Below are 20,405 nucleotides of genomic sequence, written 5' to 3'. Positions count from 1 at the left end.
TCGCGAAGCGTGGCGGGACGCAAGCCGCTAAGGGGTCGCCCTCTTCCGCCGAGAGAGGGTTCAGGCGCCGCGAAGTTGCGTGATCGTCCGTCCCGGGGCGATCTGTTCGGCGTCGGTGATCAGGTGAACCAGCGCGGGACGCCCGCCTGCCGCCGCCTCGCGCGCCGCCGCCAGAGCCGCCGGGAACTCGCCGGTCGTCTCGCAGCGCACGGCGAAGGCGCCGAAGGCCTCGGCGTATTTGACGAAGTCGGGGTTCTTCAGCTCGGTGGCGATGACGCGGGCCGGGTATTCCCGCTCCTGGTGCATGCGGATGGTGCCGAAGGTGCCGTTGTCCACGACCACCACGACGACGCCGAGGCCGTATTGGGCGGCGGTGGCCATCTCATTGGCGCTCATCATGAAGTCGCCGTCGCCGGCGATGCAGACGACCTCGCGCGACGGTTCGACCGCCTTGGCCCCCAGCGCCGCCGGATAGCCGTAACCCATCGCGCCCGAGGTCGGGGCCAGCTGGGTGCGGCGGGCCTGATGGCGATGGAAGCGGTGCAGCCAGGCGGCGAAATTGCCCGCGCCGTTGGTGACGATGGCGTCCTCGGGCAGGGCCTCGGCCAGATGGGCGATGACCTCGCTCATGTTGACGGCGCTGTTCACCTCGATGGGCGAGGAGAAGGTCAGGAAGTCGGCATGGGCCGCCGCGCCCTGATCGCGCCAGGTCCGGCCCGGCTCGATGGTCGACAGGGCCAGGGCGGCCAGCGAATTGTCCGCCGCCGCCGACAGGGCGGGCGCCCAGACGCGTCCCAGCTCTTCCGGACCCGGATGGATGTGGATCAGGGTCTGCGCCGTCTTCGTCCGGTCCAGCAGGGTGTAGCCCTGCGTCGGGTTCTCGCCCATGCGCGCGCCGATCACCAGCAGCAGGTCGGCCTCCTTGACCCGCGCCACCAGCTTGGGGTTGGGCCCCAGGCCCAGGTCGCCCGCATAGTCGGGGTGATCGTTGCGGATCAGGTCCTTGCGGCGGAAGGACAGGGCGACCGGCAGCCCCAGACGCTCGGCCCAGCCGGAAATCGCGTCGGTCGCTTCATCGCTCCAGCCCGAGCCGCCGAGGATCAGCAGGGGACGCTCGGCTTGGCTCAGGCGCTCGCGCACCTGTTCGACGAAGGCCGGGTCCAGCGCCGCCTTCGCCGGAGCGACCGGACGGACGGGCGCCGGGCCGCCGTTTTCGTGCAGGATGTCCTCGGGCAGGGCGACGACGACCGGGCCCATGCGGCCCTGCTGGGCGACGGCGAAGGCGCGCTCCACGACCTCCACCGTGCGCTGCGGGCTTTCGATCTCGGTCGCCCACTTGGCCAGGCCGCCGAAGACCTCGCGATAGTCGACCTCCTGGAAGGCGCCGCGGCCCCGGTCGGTCAGGGCGATCTGGCCGACGAACAGGATCATCGGCGTCGAATCCTGATGCGCCGTGTGCACGCCGATGCTGGCGTGGGTCGCGCCTGGCCCGCGGGTGACCATGCAGACGCCGGGACGGCCGGTCAGCTTGCCGTAGGCCTCGGCCATGTTGGCGGCGCCCGCCTCGTGGCGGCAGACGATGACCTCGATCTTGTCGCGCACGTCGGCCAGGGCGTCGAGCACGGCCAGATAGCTCTCGCCCGGCACGCAGAAGACCTTGTCGACCCCGTTCATCACCAGGGTTTCGACCAGACGGCGGGCGGCGGTGTCAGAAGCTTGCGTCATGCTTTGGCCGTTAGCAGATCGGAGGATATGTTGGCCATGCAACCTTACGGCCAAGCTTCACGTTGAAGCGCTCTATCGATCTACGGGGATTTCATCATGCGCAAGCTCATCGTTCTGGGCGTCGTCGCCGCCGCCCTGACCACCGCCGCCTGCAACACGGTGTCGGGCATCGGCCGCGACCTGTCCGCCGCCGGTCAGGCCGTCACCTCGGGCTCGGAACGCGCCAAGAGCTGAGGCGCCCGCTGGCGCCCGGCGCCATGTTTTACCTTCCGGCGGCGAACGGGTCAGAAAAACCGACTAACGTGACGCCTCAATCGGAGGAATGAGCATGGGACTTCTGGACAATATCCTGGGCGGTCTGGGCGACGGCGCGGCCGGGGGCGTGGCCGATCTGCTGAAAAGCCAGGGCGGGGTGTCGGGCCTGACCGAAAAGTTCGGTCAGAACGGTCTGGGCGATGTGGCGGCCTCATGGGTCGGCAAGGGCGGCAACGCCCCGATCAGCGCCGAGCAGATCGCCGCCGTGATCGGCTCCGGCCCCATCGCCGACTTCGCAAAGAAGCTGGGCGTCTCGCCGGAGCAGGCCAGCGCGACCCTGGCGACCCTGCTGCCGCAGGTCATCGACCGCCTTACGCCGAACGGCACGGTCGCCGGCGCGGACGACATGCTGGGCGGTCTTCTGAACAACCTGCCGGGCGGCCTCGGCGGCGCCCTGGGCGGCCTGTTCAAGCGGTAAAGGCCTTAACGGCGGCGGTTTCCCTTATCCCTCCGTCATCCTCGGGCCTGACCCGAGGATCGGACTTCCCGCCCGCTCGACGGTGGCTGGCGAGGGCGACAGTTGCGGGGCGTCTTCACGCCGTTGCAGAGCCGACGGCCCGATCCTCGGGTCAAGCCCGAGGATGACGGTGAAAACAGCGGCTAGGCTTCCGTCTCATAGGTGACGCCCGTCAGATATAGCCCATCTGACGGCGCCACCGGGCCGCAGCGCGCGCGGTCCCTAGCCGTCAGGGCTTCGGCCAGATCGGCGGGGCTCCAGCGGCCCAGGCCGACTTCGACGAGGCTGCCCGCCATCGAGCGCACCTGCCGATGCAGGAAGCTGCGCGCCTCGAACACTAGGTGCACCTCTTCGCCGACGCGGGCCACCCGGGCGACATCCAGCGTCTTCACCGGGCTGGCCGCCTGGCAGGCGGCGTCGCGGAAGGTGGTGAAGTCGTGCTGGCCGATCAGCGCCTGCGCCGCAGCGTGCATGGCCTCGGCGTCCAGCGGCTTTTTGACATGCCAGACCCGACCGTGGTCCAGCGCCGGGCGGCCGGGCCGGTTCAGGATGCGGTACAGGTATTTGCGTCCGGTCGCGGTGAAGCGGGCGTGCCAGTCGTCGCTGACCGGCGTGCAGTCCAGCACCGCCACCGCCTCCTTCACCAGATGGGCGTTCAGGGCGTTCATCACCGTCTGCGCCGGCCACTCCTTGTCTAGATCGACATGGCAGGTCTGGCCCGTGGCGTGGACGCCCGTGTCGGTGCGCCCGGCGGCGGCGATGCGCACGCTCTGACCGCTGAAGGCCGTAATCGCCGTCTCAATAGCGCCCTGGACGGTCGGCTGGTCGGTCTGAGCCTGAAAGCCGTTGTAAGCGGAGCCGTCGTATTCGACCGTTAACCGATACCGGGGCATTATCCTTGGGGGCCGCGCTCAGAAGGCTCCGCCTTCTCGACCCGACGCGATCCGTCCAGCACGGTTCCGGCGGGAACCGGAAAGCCCCGCAGCATCTCGTCGGCCGGTTGCGCCGCCTTGCCGGGACGCTGCACGCGGGTCAGGCGCACGGCGCCGGTTCCGCAGGCGATCGTCAGGGCGTCGTCGAGTACCTGACCGGGCGTCCCTTGTCCTTCGGCCAGAGCCGACATCAGGGCCTTGATCCGCACCGGCTCGCCGTCGGCCTCGACCTCGAACCAGGCGCCGGGGAAGGGCGACAGGCCGCGGATGTGGGCGTCCACCTCGGCCGCCGGGCGAGTCCAGTCGATGCGGGCTTCGGCCGAAGTGATCTTCTTGGCGTAGGTCGGCTCGCCTGCCTGCTGCGTCTCGGTGAAGCCGCCGCGTTCGATGGCGGCCAGGGCGCGCGGCCACAGGGCGGCGCCGACGTGAGCCATGCGGTCGCCGAGGCTGGCGGCCGTGTCGTCGGCGTAGATGTCCATCAGTTCCGACAGGATGATGGCGCCTTCGTCCAGGCCCTCGCTCATCCGCATGATCTGGGCGCCGGTCTGGCGATCCCCGGCCATGATGGCGCGCTGGATCGGGGCGGCCCCGCGCCAGCGCGGCAGCAGCGAGCCGTGCAGGTTGAAGCAGCCCAGGCGCGGCGCATCCAGCACCTCCGCCTTCAGGATCTGGCCGTAGGCGACGACGCAGGCGGCGTCGAGATCCAGGCTCTTGAAGGTCTCGATGGCCTCGGGGGCCTTCATGCTCTCGGGCGTGAAGACCGGCAGGCCCATGGCCTCGGCGAAGGCGTGAACCGGCGACGGCGTCAGCTTCTGGCCCCGGCCCTTGGGGCGCGGCGGTTGCGAATAGACGGCGACGATCTCGTGCCCCGAGGCGATCAGCTCGGCCAGCGACGGCACGGCGAAGTCGGGGGTTCCCATGAAGGCTAGGCGCATGGGCAGGCCTTTAGACCGTGGGGCCGATTACATCCAGCGGGTATAGACGCCGCCGCCTTCGTCCCACTCGCCGCCCGCATCCAGGGCGTCGTCGAAATCGAGCAGCCGGTCGACGATCAGGCCCGCCACCACGCCGACGGCGGCGACCGCCACCAGGGTCGCCAGGCTGGCGACGCCGACCTTTTCGTTGCGGGTCAGACGGCGACGCTCTCTCTGATCGATGATGCGGGTCTTGCGGGACATCAGGCGGCCAACCTCGCTTGTTTCTTGACCTTGGCGACCGCGCGGTCGCGGCGCAGGCGCGACAGGTGGTCGATGAACAGGACGCCGTTCAGGTGATCCAGTTCATGCTGGAAGCAGACGGCGTAGAGGCCCTCGATCTCTTCCTCGATCGTCTCGCCCTGATAGTTCAGATAGCGAACCCGCACGCGGGCCGGACGCTCGACCGAGTCGAAATAGGTCGGCACCGACAGACAGCCTTCCTCGTAGGAGAACATCTCCTCGGAGGACCACAGGATTTCCGGGTTGACGAAGAAGCGCGGGTTGCGGCGCTCCAGCGCCTCTTCCTCGGTCTGCGGCTCGTCAGAGGAGCCCTCGACCGGCTTGTCGCCCAGGTCCATGACGACCACGCGGGTCAGCTCGCCGATCTGCGGCGCGGCCAGGCCGATGCCGGGCGCGTCGTACATCGTCTCCAGCATGTCATCCATCAGGGCGCGCACGGCGTCGGTCACCCCGCCCTCGACGGGCGCAGCGACGGTCTTCAGGATCGCCAGATCGGCGGCGTTATCGATAGTCAGGATGCGACGAATGGCCATGCGGGGGAGGTAGGGCCGCCGCCCCCGAACGTCAAGAATTTCCGACTGTCGCGCTGGGACTTCCGGCCGTCCTCAGGCGGGCGGCACTTCGCGCGGCTTGCGGTCCTGGTCGATGGCCACATAGGTGAAGACGCCCTCGGTCACGCGGACCGAAAGGGCCTCGGCCTGGCCGCGCGCGCGCTTCCAGGCCTCGACATGCACGCGGATCGAGGTGCGGCCGACGCGGATGATCTTCGCGTAGGTGGACACCTCGTCGCCGACCGACACCGGCTGGTGGAACACCATGCCGTCCAGCGCCACGGTGGCGCAGCGGCCGCCCGCGCGCTCGAACGCCGGGGTGGCCCCGGCCAGGTCCATCTGCGCCAGCAGCCAGCCGCCGAAGATGTCGCCCTCGGGATTGGTGTCGGCCGGCATGGCGATGACGCGGCCGACGGGCTGGCCTTCAGGCAGGGTGGCGATGGGCTTTTCGTCGGACACGGCGATTTCTCGATCAGGCGAAGGGGAGGGCGGATTTCATGCGCCCTTGGGCTTCAAGGCGCAAGTTCCGTGCGGCCAGGCTCACGAACGCGCGGCGAATCTCAAGATGGCGGGCAGGCTGGCGAACGGCGTCGAGCCGTGGTCCTCGTCGGCCAGGATGGACAGGGCCGCGCCGGCGGCCCCCGCCAGATCGCGCAGGTTGGAGACCATGCGCCGCGCCAGATGCGGGCCGGGCAGGCCGGGCGCCTCCTCCTGCGCGCCGACGGCCAGGAACAGTTCGCTTTGGGCCTGCGACGGCTGGGCGTCGATGACGGCGGGGTTCCACCAGATCGACGGGCTGACGGCGGCGAAGCGGGCGAAGGGCGCCGAGCGGGCGCGCGCCTCCAGCACGAACTGGCCGGACATGGAGTGGCCCATCAGGGCGGCGCGCGTCGGGTCGGCTCCATGCTGGACCGCCAGCGGCAGGACATCATCGACCAGTCGGCGCAGCAGGCCGGCGCCGCGCGGGGCAGGCGCGCCGCCGCCCGTGTCGGGGCCAGGCGTGAAGGCGAAGGCCCCCACACGCTCGGCGCCGGGGGCCAGGGCCACGCCCATCACCATCATCGGCCCCACGCGCGTCTTTTGGGGGCGGCGGGCCAGGCGGCGCGCGCACTCGGCGGCGGCGGTGAAATAGGCCTCGCCCTCCAGCACGACCAGCAGGGGCCAGCCCTCAGCCGGCGGCTCGCCGTCGGGCGCGCTCAGCCACAGGGTCAGGCCAGGGGCCTCGCGCTCGGCGGCCAGGCTCAGGGCGCGGCAACCGCCGGACAGGGGCGGCGCGCAGGGCGAAAAGACGCAAGGGGCGGAATCCATGGCTTCACCCTAGCCCATCTCGGCCCCGAGATGTATTGCGACGCAGTCGCTGAATGGAGTGTGCTGTTGGCGAGTCTCGAACCTGTCGCGTCCAAGGCGGCCTCCGGCGCGACGCCCGGCGCCACGCCCGACGCGATCGCCGCCTATGGGCGCGACGTGCGCTTACGGTTCCTGGCCATCGGCGGGCTGGCGGCTCTGGCCCTGTGCAGCCTGCTCCTGGACGTGGTGACCGGGCCGTCGTCGATGTCGCCTCTGACGGTGCTTCAGGGCGTGTTCGACCCGTCCAGTCTGACCACGGCCCAGCAGGCCATCGTCTGGCAGGTGCGCCTGCCCTACGCCCTGATGGCGATGATGGTCGGCGCCGCCCTGGCCCTGGCCGGGGCCGAGATGCAGACGGTGCTGAACAATCCGCTGGCCAGCCCCTTTACGCTAGGCGTGTCCTCGGCCGCCTCCTTCGGCGCCTCCCTGGCCATCGTGCTTGGGGTGGGAGCCAGCTTCATCGGCGCCGACTGGCTGGTGCCGCTGAACGCCTTCGTCTTCGCTTTCGGCTCGGTGCTGGCGCTTCAGGCCCTGGCGCGGATGAAGGGCTCGGGCGTCGAGAACATCGTCCTGTTCGGCATCGCCCTGGTCTTCGCCTTCAACGCCCTGACGGCGCTGGTGCAGTTCCTGTCCTCGGCCGAGGCGCTGCAGCAGCTGGTGTTCTGGACCATGGGCTCGCTGTCGCGCGCCACCTGGGGCAATGTCGGGGCGCTGGGCCTAGTGCTGGCGGCTGTGGCGCCCTTTTCCCTGTTGTCCTCTCGCGGCCTGACGGCGCTTCGCCTCGGCGAGGACCGGGCCATGAGCTTTGGCGTCGACGTGAAGCGCCTGCGCTTCCTGTCGCTGCTGCGGGTCAGCCTGTTGTCGGCGACGGCCGTGGCCTTTGTCGGCGCCATCGGCTTCATCGGTCTGGTCGGGCCGCACATCGCCCGCCTGCTGGTGGGCGAGGATCACCGCTTCTTCCTGCCCGCCAGCATCCTGTCCGGCGCCGTCATCATGTCGCTGGCCTCGGCGGCGTCCAAGATCATCGTGCCGGGCGTGCTGATGCCGGTCGGCATTGTCACCGCCGTGATCGGGGTGCCGGTCTTCCTCGTGCTGATCTTCCGCAACGGAGGACGGGCATGAGCGGGCTGGATATCCAGAACCTCAGCGCCGGCTATGGCGGCCGCCCCATCGTCGAGGGCCTCACCCTGCCGCTGCTCAGCCCCGGCGAGGTGGTGTCGGTGGTCGGCCCGAACGGCGCGGGCAAAAGCACCTTCCTGCGGGCCCTCGCTGGTCTGATCCCAGCCCACGGGACGATCCGGCTGGACGAGACGGAGCTGACCGGCCTGTCGCTGGCCGACCGAGCCAAACGCGTAACCTACATGCCCCAGACCCTGCCGCAGGGCGTGGCCCTGAGCGTGCTGGAGACGGTGGTCGCCTCGATCCGCGCCACGCCGCTGGGCGGCGCCAGCTTCACCGACCAACAGGCGGTCGAGCGCGCCTATGAGGTGCTGCAACGCATCGGCGCTGAGGCTCTGGCCGGGCAGCGTCTGGACCGGCTGTCAGGCGGCCAGAAACAGCTGGCGGGCCTGGCCCAGGCCCTGGCGCGCGAGCCGCGCCTGCTGCTGCTGGACGAGCCGACCAGCGCCCTGGACCTGCACTATCAACTGCGCGTGCTGGACCTGGCGCGAGAGGCGGCGGCCGAGCGGGGCATGACGGTGATGATCGTGCTGCACGATCTTCAGGCGGCGGCGCGCGTCTCGGACCGGATCGCCGTCATGGCCAAGGGGCGGCTGGTCGCCTTCGGGACGCCGGACGAAGCCGTCACGCCCGCCATCCTGGCTGAGGTCTATCGCGTCTCGGCCCGCGTCCAGCGCTGCGATCGCGGCGTGCTGCAGGTGATGATCGACGACGTGCTGACGAGCTGACCAGTCAGCGTCATCCGACAAAAAGGCCCGGCTGCTTCTGCGGCCGGGCCTTTCCTTATGGGCTCACTTCAGGATCAGGGACGGATCAGCGTCACTACGTCGCCGGTCGGGTCGACCGGGACCGGCGTGCCGGCCGGGGCGCCGCGCGGCAGGCCGCGCGCCTTGTTCGAGACGTAGACGGCGTTGGTCGCGCGATCGATGGCGATGGTCTGGGGGAAGGTCCCGGTCTCAAGGTTCGCCTTCACGGCATAGGTGTCCGAATCCAGCACCGTCACCGTGCCCGCCTGACGGTTGGCGACGTAGATCTGCTTGACCGCGCCGTTATAGGCGACGCTCAACGCGCCCGCGCCGGTGGCGGCTTTGTGGATCAGGGCGCCGGTGTCGGCGTTCAGCACTGTCAGCTCGCCCGACTTCTGGTTGGCGACGAACAGGCGGCGACCTTCGGAATCGACGGCGACGTTGATGGCGGAATCGCCGTGCGACGGCCATTTGCCGACCGTCTCGCCGGTGGCCAGGTCGATGGCGGCGACTTCATTGCTGCTCATGCCCGTGACGTAGAGGCGGTTGGTCGCGGGATCGAACGCCGCGCCCGTCAGGCCGCCGACGGTGGCGGTGATGGTGCGATCGACCGTGTTGGTCGCGCCGTCGATGACCCAGATCAGGTTCGGCTTGGCGGCGTCGCCCGCCTCGCCGCCGACGACGCTGACGTAGACCTTGTTGTTCGCCTCATCGACGACGACCTGGCGGACGTGAGCGCCTTCTTCGTCGCCGTTGCGGATGGTGGCGATGACTTCGCCCGTGCGGGCGTTGATGGCCGTGACCGCGCCCGCGCGGGTGTCGGTGCCGTACAGGACCTGGGTTCGGGTGTTCAGGTTCAGGCCGTAGAGCGGATTGGCCGAGACGTCGACCGAGGACTCCGGCGCCAGGCTCTGGCCCTGCAGGCGAACGATCTGGGCCTGATTGGCGCCGCGCGGGCCGACGGCGGCGACATAGAGGTCGTTGTCGGCCGGGTTGAAGACGATCTCATAAAGGCCGCCGGGGGCGACCTTGACGGTCTTCTCGATCGTCTGGGCCGAGGCGGTCGACGCGATCGCCAGGGCGGCGAAGGCGGCGACGGTCATCAGGCCGTGGCGCAGGGTGGTCATGGCGGTTCTCCGTGGTGAAATCAGGCGGCGCAATATCAGGCAGTGGGGACCAGATCGGTCCAGTAGTCCCCGCGATAGGGGACGGCCAGGAAGTCCTTGTTGATCGCGTCCAGCGTGGCGCGCGGGTCCAGATCGGCGAACAGCTCGGGCTGGATCCACTTGGCCAGCACCTCTGTGGCGACGATGTCGATGGGCGAGTTGATCAGCTGGTGCGACAGGCCGTGCACCTTGCCCTCGCGCACCGCCTTAAGGGTCGACAGGCCGCGCCGTCCGGCCACGCGGCGCAGCGAGGCGCGCGAGGTCTCGGCGTCGTATTTCGGACCGACGACGAAGCCGCCGGTCTTCTCCAGGTGCGGGCCGCCGGTGGCGATGTAGATGTCGGGATCGCGCTCGACCACGAACTCCAGGTTGAGCTTGCCCGACGGCTGTTTCAGCACCTCGGCGCCGATGTTGCGGGCGCCGACGAAGGTCAGATAGTCGCCGATGTTCCCGGCCCCGACCGAGTTGCAACAGTCCGGCCCGTTGCCCGCGTGGGCCTCCAGGAAGACGGTCGGCTTCTGCGCGTCCGTCAGCCCGGCGACGCGCTCGGCGATGGTTTTCAGCTTGGCGGCGCGGAAGGCGTTGTAGGCTTCGGCCTTTTCCTCGCGGCCGATCATGGCGCCCAGCAGGCTCAGGCTGCGCGGCTGGTTCTGGAACGGGTGCTGGAAGAAGTCGATATAGGCGACGCGCACGCCCGCCTGTTCCAGTTGCCCCGTCTGGGCGTCGGTCGGGCCGGAATCCAGCGACACCAGGGCGACCTGCGGCTGGGCGCCCAGCACCGCCTCGACGTTGAAGGCGGCGGCCGAACTGGGCGTCTTGGGCAGGCTGGCCAGCGCCGGGGATTTCTCCAGATAGGCGGCGTAGATTTCCGGGCTGAGCCGGTTCACGTCGCCGGCCCAGGCGGCCAGCAGGCTGACCGGATCGGGGTGGATCAGCGACAGGGCGATCAGGAAACGGCTGTCGTCGATCGACAGCTTCGTCACCGGGGGGGTGATCGCCACGGGCCGGTCGCGCAGGTCCGTCAGCAGCGACGACGGCGCGGCCTCATCACGCCGCGCGCAAGCGCCGGGTCCGGCGGCTAACAGGGCGGCCGCGCCCAGCAGAAGGGCGCGACGGCCCGGTTTCAATGGGGTCGCAGCTCCGGTCGTCAAGCGTCTCATTCCCATGCATCGTCAAGATGGATGGGATAGTAATAATCACTCGCACTTGCAAGCGCATTGATCGGACATGCTGACGCACGGGGTCCGCCGCGCGAGGGCTCGGATCAGGGGGCGGGCGGCGTCGGCAGGCTGGGCGAAGGCGCCTCGGCCGCGGGCGTAGCCGAGCTCGCCGGCGTCCCCACCAGGAAGGGCCCCAGGGCGAAGGCGGCCGCGGCGGCGCCCGCCGACAGGGCCAGGACCGCGACCACCACATAGGCGGTCATGGCGCGCGCGCGACGGCGGCGTGAACCGCTCGATCTGACGTGCGTGATCAGCACATACTGTCGATTGCTGAAGGCCTCGGAGCCCACGATGTTATGCTGGGACAAAAATACGCTCCCGACTGTCCTGTAGCGGACGAGTCAGAGAGCGGCCCGATAAGGCCAAAGGATGGCGAACGCCGGTCTGATTTTGTAATTCGCCTGCGTTGTCAATGGCCAAGGTTGACGTTGATCGCGCGCCCGCCGCGGGTCTGGACCCGTCGCATCACCACCACGATCTCGTCTCCCGCCTTGACCGGGGAGATCAGGAACCAGCCGCCGTCGGGCAGGCCGGTGAAGCGGAACCCGTTGTCGGTGCAGGCTTCCGCGCGCTCGAACGACCGATAGTCCGCGCCCTGTTCGCCGGCGGAACGGGCGCGCACCACGGCGGCCGGCACGGCGGCGCGATCGGTCGATCCGTACAGGCGCTGCATGCGGGCGCGGGTGTAGGGGGTGTCGGGGATGAGGCCGACATTGCCGACGCACTGGAAGGCGCGGCCGTCCTGAATGAATTCGACGCGGCCGTTGATCGAGCCTTGGCCGGCGCGGGCGGACCAGGCGAAATCGTCGGCCGTGAACACGGCCGGGCCGCTGGTCCCGCCGCCCATCGGCGTGGTGGCGCAGGCGGCCAGCGTCAGGCCGGCGAGGGCGACGGCGGCGAGGGCGATGCGGCGCGGGCGGCGCGCGTTCGAGGGGCGGTCGGTCATCGTGGGTCGGCTCCGGCTTTGCTCGATCAGGCGTGTTCCGGCATGAGCCCCGTCGCACGGGTGAGTCAAGGTTGCCCGCCGCCGCAGCCTGTTCCACAAGAGGCGCAGCAGACCGGACGACAGAGGCCGGCCACAGTGTTCTAGGGACTTCATGACCGTCACCATCGACGACATCCGCGAGGCGCAAAAACGCATCGCCGGCCAGGTCGACCGCACGCCCGTTCGTTATTCCCGCCGCTTATCGCAACTGACCGGCGCCGAAATCTGGATCAAGTTCGACAATCTGCACTTCACCGGCAGCTTCAAGGAGCGCGGCGCCCTGAACCGGCTGATGCAGCTGACGCCGGACGAGAAGAAGCGCGGCGTCGTCGCCGCCTCGGCGGGCAACCACGCCCAGGCTCTGGCCTACCACGGCGGCCGCCTCGGCGTGCCGGTGACCATCGTCATGCCCGAGGGCACTCCCTTCGTGAAGGTGGACGGCACCCGCGCCCATGGCGCCAATGTGGTCATCCACGGCCTCGACTTCTCGGCCTCGACCGAGGAGGCCAAGCGGCTCCAGGCCGAGCACGGCTACGTCTTCGTCTCGGCCTTCGACGATGAAGGCATCGTGGCGGGGCAGGGGGTCTGCGGCCTAGAGTTCGTCGAGGACGCGCCCGATCTGGACGCCCTGATCATCCCCATCGGCGGCGGCGGTCTGATCGCCGGCAGCGCCATCGCGGCCAAGGCCATCAGGCCGGACATCAAGATCTTCGGCGTCGAGGCGGCCCGGTATCCGTCCTTCACCGCGCGGCGTCGCGGCGAGCCCGCCAAATGCAGCGGCCAGACCATCGCCGAGGGCATCGCCATCAAGGCCGTGGGCGAAATCCCCTTCGCCCTGGCCGACAGCCTGATCGACGAGGTCTTCGTCTGCGAGGAGGCGGATTTCGAAAAGGGCGTGGCCCTGCTGGCGACGCTGGAGAAGACGGTGGCCGAGGGCGCCGGGGCGGGCGGCCTGGCCGCCATCCTGGCCAATCCCGAGCGCTTCAAGGGCATGAAGATCGGCGTCGAACTGACCGGCGGCAATATCGACGCGCGCATGCTGGCCGTGGTGCTGAACCGCGAAATGGTCCGCGAGAAACGCCTGATCGTCTATCGCATCCTGGGCGACGACCGCCCCGGCATGCTGTCGGCCATGGCCGCCGTGATCGGCGGTCTGGGCGGCAACATCATCGACGTCGTGCACAACCGGCTGGCGCTGGACGTGCCCGCCAAGGGCGCCGAGTTCGACATCATGGTCGAGACCCGCGACGCCCGTCATGCCGAGGAAATCGGCGCCGCCTTGAAGGACCAGGGTTATGAACTTCGCATGGGCTAAACGCCCCGCCGTCGCCGCCCTCGCCGCGACCGCCCTTTTGGCTCTGGCCGCCTGCGGCCGCCCGGCCGCCGCGCCCGAGGACCTGGCCAAGAACGCCGCCGAATCCGCCGCCTTCATGAAGCAGAACGCCTCCGAAGAGGGGGTGAAGACCCTGCCGTCCGGCCTGCAGTACAAGGTCGTGGCCTCCGGTCCGGCGGGCGGCGTCAGTCCCGACCGCAACGACCTGGTCAAGGTCGACTATGAGGGCACGCTGACGGACGGCACGGTGTTCGACAGCTCGTTCAAGCGCGGCGCCCCGGCGGTCTTCTCGCCCGAAGGCGTGGTGCCCGGCTGGACCGAGGCCCTGCAGATGATGAAACCGGGCGACGAGTGGATCCTCTTCCTGCCGCCCGAGCTGGGCTACGGCGAGATGGGCGGCCCGCCGATGATCCCCGGCAACGCCGTGCTGGTGTTCCGCCTCAAGCTGCTGGACGTGGCCCCCGTGCCCGGCGGCGGCCGAGGCGTCGGCCAGGCGATGGGGTAAAGCGTCTTCCTTCTCCCCTTGGGGGAGAAGGTGGGCGCCGCAAGGCGCTCGGATGAGGGGTGTCATCGCGGCGGCCTAAAGGTTTGATCACGCCGTCGCCGCATCCTTGCTGAATGTCGCGTCGACACCCCTCATCCGTCTCGCTGCGCGAGCCACCTTCTCCCTCAAGGGGAGAAGGGCTCTAGATGCGTTCGCTGATCTTGATGGCGGCCTTGCAGCCGACCTTGATGACGCTGCTGAGCAGGCGATAGGCGGGCGCTTCGCGGCTGCCGTGCTCGATGGCGTGGTCGTGGTGGGCCAGTTCCTCTTCGCGGAACTTGGTCAGTTCGGCGGCCAGTTCGGGGTCGCGCTCGCGGACCTCCTCGATCTGGTCGGCGTAGTGTTTCTCGATGACGCTCTCGACCGCCTCGGTGCAGGCGTGGGCGGCCTTCTCCGAAATCAGGGCGGTGCCGGCGCCCAGCGCCGTGGCCGCCAGCTTCCACAGCGGGATCATGGCCGTCGGGCGCACCCGGTTTTCGGTCAGCAGCGCCTCGAAGCGGGCCAGGTGGACGGCCTCGTGCCCTTCCATCTCGGTCAGGTCGGCGGCGATGGCGTCCTTGCCCTTGCGGCCTTCCAGCACGGCGCGCTGGGCGCGGTAGATGTGGACCGCGGCGAACTCGCCCGCATGATCGACGCGCAGGATTTCGGCCAGGCGCGCCTTGTCCTGACCGACGCCGGGGCGCGGCAGGGGAATGCGGCGGGCGGCGGCGATGTCTTCAGCGGATTGGGTCATGACGCCCCTTCTTAGCTCTTGGGCGCGCGCGCGTCCTTGGGACGTTTCGCCGCCAGCAGGCTGATGATAGCCAGCGCCAGGGAGATGACAAAGTTCCAGCCCGCCATCGACAGGCCCGCAAAACTCCACGGCGCGTCGCCGCAGGAAACGAAGGCCGTCCCGCCGCCCGTCCCGTCGATCAGCGCTGTCAGCGCCGACAGGTCGATCGAGGTCGAAGGCGCGGCCATGCAGGTCGCGGGCAGGCTCCACCACTTCAGCTCGCCCCCGGCGTGATAACCCGCCGTGATCGCTCCCGTCAGGAAGACGACGGCCAGCAGGAAGGAGGCGATGCGCGGCGTGCCCCGGCTGGCCCGGCTGAACAGGGCCCAGAAGGTGGCGGCCCCGGCGATGGCGACGGCGGCCCAATAGACCTCGCGCTGCTTCAGGCACAGGCTGCACGGCGGCAGTCCGCCGAACCGCTCGAACGCATGGGCGGCGCCCAGCATGGCCAGGGCGGCGGCCAGGGCGAAGGCCGTCCACCAGCGGGTCAGCAATTTGTAGATCGCGCTCATCTGCGCCTCACAGGAACCGGGCGCCTCTCATAAACCGTGCCGGGGGCGGCGTCGATCAGTGTCCGATAAGCTTGACCATAAAGAAGGCGCCGATCAGCAGCACCAGGAACAGCACGGTGAACAGGGCCAGCCGCTTTTCCACGATCGCCAGCATCGGCGGCCCCCAGCGCTTGAGCACGAAGGCCACCAGGAAGAAGCGGGCGCCGCGCGTCACGACGCACAGGGCGATGAACAGCGCCAGATTGAACTGGAAAATGCCCGAGGCGATGGTGATCAGCTTGAAGGGGATGGGCGTCAGCCCCTTGATCAGGATGACCCAGGCGCCGTGCTGCTGGAACAGGGCCTTGGAGGTCTCGAAGGTGTCGGCCTTGCCCAGCCAGGCCAGCATCTGCAGGCCGACCGGCTCCAGAAAATAGCCGATGGCGTAACCCAAAAGGCCGCCCAGCACCGAGGCGATGGTGCAGACCGCCGCATAGAAATAGCCGCGCTCGGGCTTGGCCAGCACCATCGGCGCCAGCATCACGTCCGGCGGAATCGGGAAGAAGGAGCTCTCGGCGAAGGAGACGACGGCCAGCGACCGGGTGGCGTGACGATGGCGGGCCAGAGAGAAGACCCAGTCGTAGAGCTTGCGCAGCATTCAGGCGTCCTGATCGAGGCCCCCGCCTCTTGTCATCCCGCCCGATAGCAGGCTGCGCCGATGCGGGCGAGAGGTCAGGGCGCGGCTGCGACACCGGAACGTGCGCCCTTTCCGCTGAAACCCGCCTTGCGCCCCATGCCGCCCCGCCAGTAGGTTCCGCCCCAATCAGCGGCCGCGCCATCACGGTCCCGGCCGCGCCAAACCATAAGAGAGAGGAGACGCGTCATGCAGGACGCCGCCAAACTCGACCAGGAAAACCCCCTCGGCGTCGACGGCTTCGAGTTCGTCGAATTCACCGGCCCCGAGCCCGAGGCGATGATTTCGCGTCTGGAGCTGATGGGCTTCACCCCGACCCATGTGAACCCGGCCAACGACGTGGTGCGCCTGAAGCAGGGCGACATCACCATGCTGGTCCATCGCACCCCCGCCGGACAGGCGGCGGACTTCGCCAAGGATCACGGCCCCTCGGCCAACGGCATGGCCTTCCGCGTCGCCGACGCCAAGGCGGCCTACGAGGGCGCGCTGGCGCGCGGCGCCCGCGCCGCCGAGGGCGTGCACGGCGGGGCGCTGGCGCACGACTACCCCTATGTGCTGCAGGGCATCGGCGGCAGCCTGCTCTACGTCATCGACCAGTATGGCGAGGCCGGCTCCCTCTATGACGCCTGGGACGAGATCGAGGGCTGGGAAGAGGCCGAGCGCAAGAACAGCGTCGGTCTGGAGATCCTGGACCACCTGACCCACAACGTCCGTCGTGGCGAGATGCGCACCTGGTCGGGCTTCTACAACTCGGTGTTCAACTTCGAGGAGCAGAAGTATTTCGACATCAAGGGCAAGGCGACCGGCCTGTTCTCCCAGGCCATGATCGCGCCCGACCGCGCCATCCGCATCCCGCTGAACGAGAGCCAGGACGAGAACTCCCAGATCGAGGAATTCATCCGTCGCTACAACGGCGAAGGCATCCAGCACATCGCCCTGACGACCGAGAACATCTTCGAGACGGTCGAGGCCATGCGCGCGCGCGGCGTCGAGTTCCAAGACACCATCGAGACCTATTTCGAGCTGATCGACAAACGCCTGCCGGGCCACGGCGAGGACGTGGAGCGGATGCGCAAGAACCGCATCCTGATCGACGGTTCGGACGAGGAAGGCCTGCTGTTGCAGATCTTTACCCAGGACACCTTCGGCCCGATCTTCTTCGAGATCATCCAGCGCAAGGGCAATGAAGGCTTCGGCAACGGCAACTTCCAGGCCCTGTTCGATTCGATCGAGCTGGACCAGATCCGTCGCGGCGTCATCAAGGTCGACGCCTGAATGCGGTTCCGGCCGCCGCACTGGCTGCCCTGGCTCGGCCCGCTTCTGGCGGCCGGCGCCGGGGCGCTCGCGGGCGAATACTGGCTGGGCGGCGGGTTCTGGATGGTCCTGATCGCCGCCCTCGTCTGCGGCTTCGCTCCGATCCTGGCCTATCGCGTCTGGCGACGCCTGCATCAGAAACGCTAGCCTTGCTCTCCTCCCCATGGAATGGGGAGGGGGACCGCGAAGCGGTGGAGGGGTCTCTTCAGCGGAACCAAGCAGCCCCTCCATGTCGTCCGCTACGCGTCCGATCCACCTCCACATGCAATGGGGAGGAGAAACACACTGGGGAGCCTGAAATGAAGTCCATCGCCTTCGCCGCTGCTGCGGCCGCCGCCGTTCTGGCCGCGCCGGCCCTCGCTCAGGAGGCGCCGACCTGGTCGCTGGCCATCCACGGCGGCGCGGGCGTGATCGAGCGCGCCCAGCTGAGCCCTGAGCGCGACGCGGCCTATCGCGCCGGACTGCAGGCGGCGCTGGACGCGGGCTCGGCCGTGCTGGCGCGCGGCGGCTCCTCGCTGGACGCGGTTCAGGCCGCCGTCGAGGTGATGGAGGACAATCCCCTGTTCAACGCCGGGCGCGGCGCCGTCTTCACCTCGGCGGGCAAGAACGAACTGGACGCCGCCGTCATGGACGGCACGGACCTGAACGCCGGGTCCGTCGCGGGCCTGACCCGCACGCGCCACCCCATCGCCGCCGCCCGCGCGGTGATGGAGAAGTCGCCCCACGTCATGCTGATCGGCGAGGGCGCCGAGACCTTCGCCCGCTCGGCGGGTCTGGAAGAGGTCGGCCCCGGCTTCTTCTTCACCGAAAGCCGCTGGCAGGCCCTGCTGAAGGCCCTGCGCGACGCCGGCCAGCCCCTGCCGCCGCGCCCGGAAGGCGCGCCGGCCGAACCGGCCCGCCTAGGCCCGGCCGCGCCCCTGGCCTTCAACCTGCATGAAGCCCCGCTGGACGAGCGCAAGTTCGGCACGGTCGGCGCCGTGGCGAGGGACAGCCAGGGCCGCCTGGCCGCCGCCACCTCGACCGGCGGCATGACGGCCAAGCGCTGGGGCCGGGTCGGCGACGTGCCGGTCATCGGCGCCGGGACCTACGCCTCCAACGCCGACGGCTGCGCCGTCTCGGCGACGGGCTCGGGCGAATACTTCATCCGCGCCACCGTGGCCCGCGACATCTGTGCGCGCACCGCCACGGGCGCCTCCGTGCAACAGGCGGCCGACGCCGAGATCGCCGAGGTCGGCTCGATCGGCGGCGACGGCGGCGTCATCGTCATGGGCAAGGACGGCGTCCACGCCTTCTCGATGAACACCTCGGGCATGTATCGCGGCGCGGTGTCCTCGACCTCGCCCGCGCGCGTCGCCATCTACGGCGACGAAGAAGCCGCGCGTTGACGCCCACGAAGCCGGGCAGGGGCGATCATTCGGGCGTCGTCGTGCCGCCGCCCGCCATCTATTTCGCCTTCCTGCTCGGCGGCTGGGGGGTGGGCCAGTGGCTGGGCGAGCCGTCGCTCGGTCTGGCGACAGAGGTTCGGCGCGGCCTCGCCCTCGTATTGATCTTGGGCGGCCTGCTGCTGGACGGGGCGGCGGCGGGCTATTTCCGCCGCCTCGGCACCCCGCCCGAGCCGTGGAAGCCGACGACGGTGCTGGCCACCGGCGGCCTCTACCGTTTTAGCCGCAACCCGATCTATCTGGGGTTCGCCATCACCTATCTGGGGCTGGCGGTCGCCATGGACAGTCCGATCGCCCTGGGCCTGCTGATCCCCTGCCTGATCGTGGTCGACCGCTTCGTCATCGCCCGCGAGGAGCGCTATCTGTCCGCCCGTTTCGGCCCCGAGTACGAGGCCTATCGCCAGAAGGTCCGTCGATGGCTGTAAGCCCTGAAACGCCCGAACCCCACGCCGACGAACTGTCGGAAATGGCCATAGAGGAGCTGGACGCCGCCTGCGCCCTGCGCTGGGTCGAGATGAAGGCGATCACCCCCTGGGGCGACACCTATGAGGGGATGGCCCCGTCCGGCCGCGAGGTCGAGGTCGAGCGTCGCTATCTGTGGGCGCATGACCCCGTCGGCGCCATCATCATCGAGGTCGAGGTGCGCGACCCGGCCAAGCGCACCGGCGCCGAAGCGCGCGCCGTCATCAGCCCGCCGGGCGTCCAGACCGTCTGACGCGCCTGCCGCCCTCGCGCAGACTTCCCTCCGCCCCTGCTTCGGATTAGCTTCAGCTCATGAAACTCGCCTCGCTCAAGCACGGCCGTGACGGCCGCCTCGTCGTCGTCTCGAATGACCTGAACTGGTTCACGGACGCCTTCCTGATCGCGCCGACCCTGCAGGCGGCGCTGGACGACTGGGAGCGGTGCGAGCCGCTGCTGCGCGCCCTGGCCGAAAGCCTGGAGCATGAAGCCGTGCCGCGCGGCCGTTTCCGCGAGCACGAGGCCGCCGCCCCCCTCCCGCGCGCCTATCAGTGGGCCGACGGCTCGGCCTATGTGAACCACGTGGAACTGGTGCGCAAAGCCCGCGGCGCCGAGATGCCTGAGAGCTTCTGGACCGATCCGCTGATGTATCAGGGCGGCTCCGACGGCTTCCTGTCGCCGCGCGACGCCATCCCGCTGAAGGACGAGGCCTGGGGCTGCGACCTGGAGGCCGAGATCGTGGTCGTGACCGGCGACGTAGCCCTGGGCGCCACGCGCGAAGAGGCCCTGGCCTCGATCCGCCTGGTGGGCCTGGTCAACGACGTCAGCTTGCGCAACCTGATCCCCGGCGAACTGGCCAAGGGCTTCGGCTTCGTCCAGTCCAAGCCGGCCAGCGCCCTGTCGCCGGTCTTCGTCACGCCGGATGCGCTGGGCGACCGCTGGAAGGACGGCAAGCTGTCCGGCGCCCTGCTGGTCCAGGTCAACGGCCAGGACTTCGGCCGCGCCGACGCGGGCGTCGACATGACCTTCGACTTCGGCACCCTGATCGCCCACCTGGCCAAGACCCGCGCTCTGGGCGCCGGAACCGTCATCGGCTCGGGCACGGTGTCGAACAAGGACGCCGACGGCGGCCCCGGCAAGCCGGTGTCCGAAGGCGGTCTGGGCTACAGCTGCATCGCCGAGATCCGCACCGTCGAGACCATCCAGACCGGCGCCGCCAAGACGCCCTTCCTCAAGCACGGCGACACCGTCCGCATTGAAATGCTGGACGACAAGAACCGCACCGTCTTCGGCGCCATCGAGCAGACGGTCGAGCCGGCCTGAGCAACCCGATAAAAACTGGCGACGGCTGCGCTTCATCGATTGACGCGACCTCAGCCGTCGCTAGATTGCGCCGCCTTGAGCCAGGCCGTGCCGGTGTGGTGGAATTGGTAGACGCGCCGGACTCAAAATCCGGTTCCGCAAGGAGTGTCGGTTCGAGTCCGACCACCGGCACCACCGGCCCCTGAGCCGGCTT

Annotated in this window: 26 protein-coding genes and 1 tRNA gene; 13 read left to right on the top strand and 14 right to left on the bottom strand. The window is 69.4% G+C overall.

The features are described 5' to 3' along the window. Positions 1–60 precede the first annotated feature (60 nt). Positions 61–1,725: a thiamine pyrophosphate-binding protein gene (locus tag DA69_RS10680; protein ID WP_025976146.1), complete on the bottom strand. Its 1,665-nt coding sequence runs from the start codon at positions 1,723–1,725 to the stop codon at positions 61–63. 96 nt (positions 1,726–1,821) lie between these two features. On the opposite strand from DA69_RS10680, the gene DA69_RS10675 reads away from it, so the two are divergent. Together DA69_RS10675 and DA69_RS10670 are read left to right on the top strand one after the other, a co-directional pair. Continuing rightward, positions 1,822–1,959, top strand: coding sequence for an entericidin A/B family lipoprotein (locus DA69_RS10675; protein WP_025976147.1), 138 nt, complete (start codon positions 1,822–1,824; stop codon positions 1,957–1,959). An 88-nt stretch (positions 1,960–2,047) separates the two neighbouring features. Further along, the gene (locus DA69_RS10670; protein ID WP_029972278.1) at positions 2,048–2,458 is read left to right on the top strand and encodes a YidB family protein; all 411 of its coding nucleotides are present in this window, start codon (positions 2,048–2,050) and stop codon (positions 2,456–2,458) included. Positions 2,459–2,640: 182 nt separating this feature from the next. Here DA69_RS10670 and truA read toward each other — a convergent pair whose 3' ends face one another. The 6 genes from truA to DA69_RS10640 form a co-directional block, all read right to left on the bottom strand. Further along, positions 2,641–3,390 (bottom strand): tRNA pseudouridine(38-40) synthase TruA, encoded by a 750-nt coding sequence (gene truA, locus DA69_RS10665; protein WP_025976149.1) that lies wholly within the window; start codon positions 3,388–3,390, stop codon positions 2,641–2,643. After that, on the bottom strand, positions 3,390–4,364 hold the full coding sequence (gene fmt, locus DA69_RS10660) for a methionyl-tRNA formyltransferase (protein WP_025976150.1): 975 nt from the start codon (positions 4,362–4,364) through the stop codon (positions 3,390–3,392). Before fmt ends, truA begins: the two co-directional genes overlap by 1 nt. Positions 4,365–4,391: 27 nt before the next feature. After that, positions 4,392–4,607: a hypothetical protein gene (locus DA69_RS10655; protein WP_025976151.1), complete on the bottom strand. Its 216-nt coding sequence runs from the start codon at positions 4,605–4,607 to the stop codon at positions 4,392–4,394. Beyond that, on the bottom strand, positions 4,607–5,179 hold the full coding sequence (gene def / locus DA69_RS10650; protein ID WP_025976152.1) for a peptide deformylase: 573 nt from the start codon (positions 5,177–5,179) through the stop codon (positions 4,607–4,609). Before def ends, DA69_RS10655 begins: the two co-directional genes overlap by 1 nt. Positions 5,180–5,251: 72 nt before the next feature. Beyond that, complete coding sequence (locus DA69_RS10645; RefSeq protein ID WP_025976153.1) at positions 5,252–5,656, bottom strand: acyl-CoA thioesterase; 405 nt, start codon at positions 5,654–5,656, stop codon at positions 5,252–5,254. Between the two features lie 81 nt (positions 5,657–5,737). Continuing rightward, positions 5,738–6,505 (bottom strand): alpha/beta hydrolase, encoded by a 768-nt coding sequence (locus tag DA69_RS10640; RefSeq protein WP_025976154.1) that lies wholly within the window; start codon positions 6,503–6,505, stop codon positions 5,738–5,740. 60 nt (positions 6,506–6,565) lie between these two features. Here DA69_RS10640 and DA69_RS10635 point away from each other — a divergent pair, with 60 nt between their 5' ends. Further along, complete coding sequence (locus DA69_RS10635; protein ID WP_235599147.1) at positions 6,566–7,666, top strand: FecCD family ABC transporter permease; 1,101 nt, start codon at positions 6,566–6,568, stop codon at positions 7,664–7,666. After that, on the top strand, positions 7,663–8,451 hold the full coding sequence (locus DA69_RS10630; RefSeq protein ID WP_025976156.1) for an ABC transporter ATP-binding protein: 789 nt from the start codon (positions 7,663–7,665) through the stop codon (positions 8,449–8,451). Before DA69_RS10635 ends, DA69_RS10630 begins: the two co-directional genes overlap by 4 nt. A gap of 74 nt (positions 8,452–8,525) precedes the next feature. Here DA69_RS10630 and DA69_RS10625 read toward each other — a convergent pair whose 3' ends face one another. The 4 genes from DA69_RS10625 to DA69_RS10610 all read right to left on the bottom strand — a co-directional run bounded on the left by DA69_RS10625 (position 8,526) and on the right by DA69_RS10610 (position 11,801). After that, complete coding sequence (locus DA69_RS10625) at positions 8,526–9,596, bottom strand: YncE family protein (protein ID WP_025976157.1); 1,071 nt, start codon at positions 9,594–9,596, stop codon at positions 8,526–8,528. A gap of 35 nt (positions 9,597–9,631) precedes the next feature. Continuing rightward, positions 9,632–10,786, bottom strand: coding sequence for an ABC transporter substrate-binding protein (locus tag DA69_RS10620; protein WP_235599146.1), 1,155 nt, complete (start codon positions 10,784–10,786; stop codon positions 9,632–9,634). A gap of 113 nt (positions 10,787–10,899) precedes the next feature. Further along, complete coding sequence (locus DA69_RS10615) at positions 10,900–11,163, bottom strand: hypothetical protein (RefSeq protein WP_025976159.1); 264 nt, start codon at positions 11,161–11,163, stop codon at positions 10,900–10,902. Positions 11,164–11,264: 101 nt separating this feature from the next. Further along, a complete protein-coding gene (locus tag DA69_RS10610) occupies positions 11,265–11,801 on the bottom strand; it encodes a hypothetical protein (RefSeq protein WP_025976160.1) in 537 nt (178 codons plus the stop codon). A gap of 151 nt (positions 11,802–11,952) precedes the next feature. On the opposite strand from DA69_RS10610, the gene DA69_RS10605 reads away from it, so the two are divergent. Both DA69_RS10605 and DA69_RS10600 read left to right on the top strand, forming a co-directional pair. After that, on the top strand, positions 11,953–13,155 hold the full coding sequence (locus DA69_RS10605) for a threonine ammonia-lyase (protein ID WP_025976161.1): 1,203 nt from the start codon (positions 11,953–11,955) through the stop codon (positions 13,153–13,155). Beyond that, positions 13,136–13,678, top strand: coding sequence for an FKBP-type peptidyl-prolyl cis-trans isomerase (locus tag DA69_RS10600; RefSeq protein ID WP_025976162.1), 543 nt, complete (start codon positions 13,136–13,138; stop codon positions 13,676–13,678). Before DA69_RS10605 ends, DA69_RS10600 begins: the two co-directional genes overlap by 20 nt. 181 nt (positions 13,679–13,859) lie before the next feature. Here the strand turns inward: DA69_RS10600 and DA69_RS10595 are convergent, their stop codons facing one another. The 3 genes from DA69_RS10595 to DA69_RS10585 are packed head-to-tail and all read right to left on the bottom strand — an operon-like array spanning position 13,860 to position 15,638. Beyond that, entirely contained in the window at positions 13,860–14,450 is a 591-nt protein-coding gene (locus DA69_RS10595) for a demethoxyubiquinone hydroxylase family protein (protein ID WP_025976163.1), read from the bottom strand. Between the two features lie 11 nt (positions 14,451–14,461). Then, positions 14,462–15,001 (bottom strand): disulfide bond formation protein B, encoded by a 540-nt coding sequence (locus DA69_RS10590; protein ID WP_025976164.1) that lies wholly within the window; start codon positions 14,999–15,001, stop codon positions 14,462–14,464. 55 nt (positions 15,002–15,056) lie between these two features. Continuing rightward, a complete protein-coding gene (locus DA69_RS10585; RefSeq protein WP_025976165.1) occupies positions 15,057–15,638 on the bottom strand; it encodes a YqaA family protein in 582 nt (193 codons plus the stop codon). Positions 15,639–15,863: 225 nt separating this feature from the next. Between DA69_RS10585 and hppD the strand changes: the two genes are divergently transcribed. The 7 genes from hppD (at position 15,864) to DA69_RS10550 (ending at position 20,386) form a co-directional block, all read left to right on the top strand. Beyond that, the gene (gene hppD / locus DA69_RS10580; protein WP_025976166.1) at positions 15,864–16,949 is read left to right on the top strand and encodes a 4-hydroxyphenylpyruvate dioxygenase; all 1,086 of its coding nucleotides are present in this window, start codon (positions 15,864–15,866) and stop codon (positions 16,947–16,949) included. Next, positions 16,950–17,135, top strand: coding sequence for a hypothetical protein (locus DA69_RS10575; RefSeq protein ID WP_025976167.1), 186 nt, complete (start codon positions 16,950–16,952; stop codon positions 17,133–17,135). It abuts the gene before it with no gap. Positions 17,136–17,287: 152 nt separating this feature from the next. Beyond that, a complete protein-coding gene (locus DA69_RS10570; RefSeq protein ID WP_025976168.1) occupies positions 17,288–18,373 on the top strand; it encodes an isoaspartyl peptidase/L-asparaginase family protein in 1,086 nt (361 codons plus the stop codon). Beyond that, positions 18,370–18,855: a methyltransferase family protein gene (locus DA69_RS10565; protein ID WP_025976169.1), complete on the top strand. Its 486-nt coding sequence runs from the start codon at positions 18,370–18,372 to the stop codon at positions 18,853–18,855. Before DA69_RS10570 ends, DA69_RS10565 begins: the two co-directional genes overlap by 4 nt. Beyond that, a complete protein-coding gene (locus DA69_RS10560; protein WP_025976170.1) occupies positions 18,846–19,145 on the top strand; it encodes a hypothetical protein in 300 nt (99 codons plus the stop codon). The genes DA69_RS10565 and DA69_RS10560 overlap by 10 nt, the downstream gene beginning before the upstream one ends. Before the next feature lie 59 nt (positions 19,146–19,204). Continuing rightward, complete coding sequence (locus tag DA69_RS10555) at positions 19,205–20,212, top strand: fumarylacetoacetate hydrolase family protein (protein WP_025976171.1); 1,008 nt, start codon at positions 19,205–19,207, stop codon at positions 20,210–20,212. Between the two features lie 89 nt (positions 20,213–20,301). Next, positions 20,302–20,386, top strand: a tRNA-Leu gene (locus DA69_RS10550). Positions 20,387–20,405: the final 19 nt, after the last annotated feature.

The organism is Brevundimonas naejangsanensis, from assembly GCF_000635915.2.
Taxonomy (GTDB): Bacteria; Pseudomonadota; Alphaproteobacteria; order Caulobacterales; family Caulobacteraceae; genus Brevundimonas; species Brevundimonas sanguinis.
Note: the sequence above shows the minus strand (reverse complement) of the source record. Positions and strands in the feature narration are given on the sequence as shown.

Bases quoted from the DNA above. Each gene is read 5' to 3' on its own strand.
- DA69_RS10680 (WP_025976146.1), bottom strand. From the start codon at position 1,725: ATGACGCAAGCTTCTGACACCGCCGCCCGCCGTCTGGTCGAAACCCTG.
- DA69_RS10675 (WP_025976147.1), top strand. From the start codon at position 1,822: ATGCGCAAGCTCATCGTTCTGGGCGTCGTCGCCGCCGCCCTGACCACC.
- DA69_RS10670 (WP_029972278.1), top strand. From the start codon at position 2,048: ATGAGCATGGGACTTCTGGACAATATCCTGGGCGGTCTGGGCGACGGC.
- truA (WP_025976149.1), bottom strand. From the start codon at position 3,390: ATGCCCCGGTATCGGTTAACGGTCGAATACGACGGCTCCGCTTACAAC.
- fmt (WP_025976150.1), bottom strand. From the start codon at position 4,364: ATGCGCCTAGCCTTCATGGGAACCCCCGACTTCGCCGTGCCGTCGCTG.
- DA69_RS10655 (WP_025976151.1), bottom strand. From the start codon at position 4,607: ATGTCCCGCAAGACCCGCATCATCGATCAGAGAGAGCGTCGCCGTCTG.
- def (WP_025976152.1), bottom strand. From the start codon at position 5,179: ATGGCCATTCGTCGCATCCTGACTATCGATAACGCCGCCGATCTGGCG.
- DA69_RS10640 (WP_025976154.1), bottom strand. From the start codon at position 6,505: ATGGATTCCGCCCCTTGCGTCTTTTCGCCCTGCGCGCCGCCCCTGTCC.
- DA69_RS10630 (WP_025976156.1), top strand. From the start codon at position 7,663: ATGAGCGGGCTGGATATCCAGAACCTCAGCGCCGGCTATGGCGGCCGC.
- DA69_RS10625 (WP_025976157.1), bottom strand. From the start codon at position 9,596: ATGACCACCCTGCGCCACGGCCTGATGACCGTCGCCGCCTTCGCCGCC.
- DA69_RS10610 (WP_025976160.1), bottom strand. From the start codon at position 11,801: ATGACCGACCGCCCCTCGAACGCGCGCCGCCCGCGCCGCATCGCCCTC.
- DA69_RS10605 (WP_025976161.1), top strand. From the start codon at position 11,953: ATGACCGTCACCATCGACGACATCCGCGAGGCGCAAAAACGCATCGCC.
- DA69_RS10600 (WP_025976162.1), top strand. From the start codon at position 13,136: ATGAACTTCGCATGGGCTAAACGCCCCGCCGTCGCCGCCCTCGCCGCG.
- DA69_RS10595 (WP_025976163.1), bottom strand. From the start codon at position 14,450: ATGACCCAATCCGCTGAAGACATCGCCGCCGCCCGCCGCATTCCCCTG.
- DA69_RS10590 (WP_025976164.1), bottom strand. From the start codon at position 15,001: ATGAGCGCGATCTACAAATTGCTGACCCGCTGGTGGACGGCCTTCGCC.
- DA69_RS10585 (WP_025976165.1), bottom strand. From the start codon at position 15,638: ATGCTGCGCAAGCTCTACGACTGGGTCTTCTCTCTGGCCCGCCATCGT.
- hppD (WP_025976166.1), top strand. From the start codon at position 15,864: ATGCAGGACGCCGCCAAACTCGACCAGGAAAACCCCCTCGGCGTCGAC.
- DA69_RS10575 (WP_025976167.1), top strand. From the start codon at position 16,950: ATGCGGTTCCGGCCGCCGCACTGGCTGCCCTGGCTCGGCCCGCTTCTG.
- DA69_RS10570 (WP_025976168.1), top strand. From the start codon at position 17,288: ATGAAGTCCATCGCCTTCGCCGCTGCTGCGGCCGCCGCCGTTCTGGCC.
- DA69_RS10560 (WP_025976170.1), top strand. From the start codon at position 18,846: ATGGCTGTAAGCCCTGAAACGCCCGAACCCCACGCCGACGAACTGTCG.
- DA69_RS10555 (WP_025976171.1), top strand. From the start codon at position 19,205: ATGAAACTCGCCTCGCTCAAGCACGGCCGTGACGGCCGCCTCGTCGTC.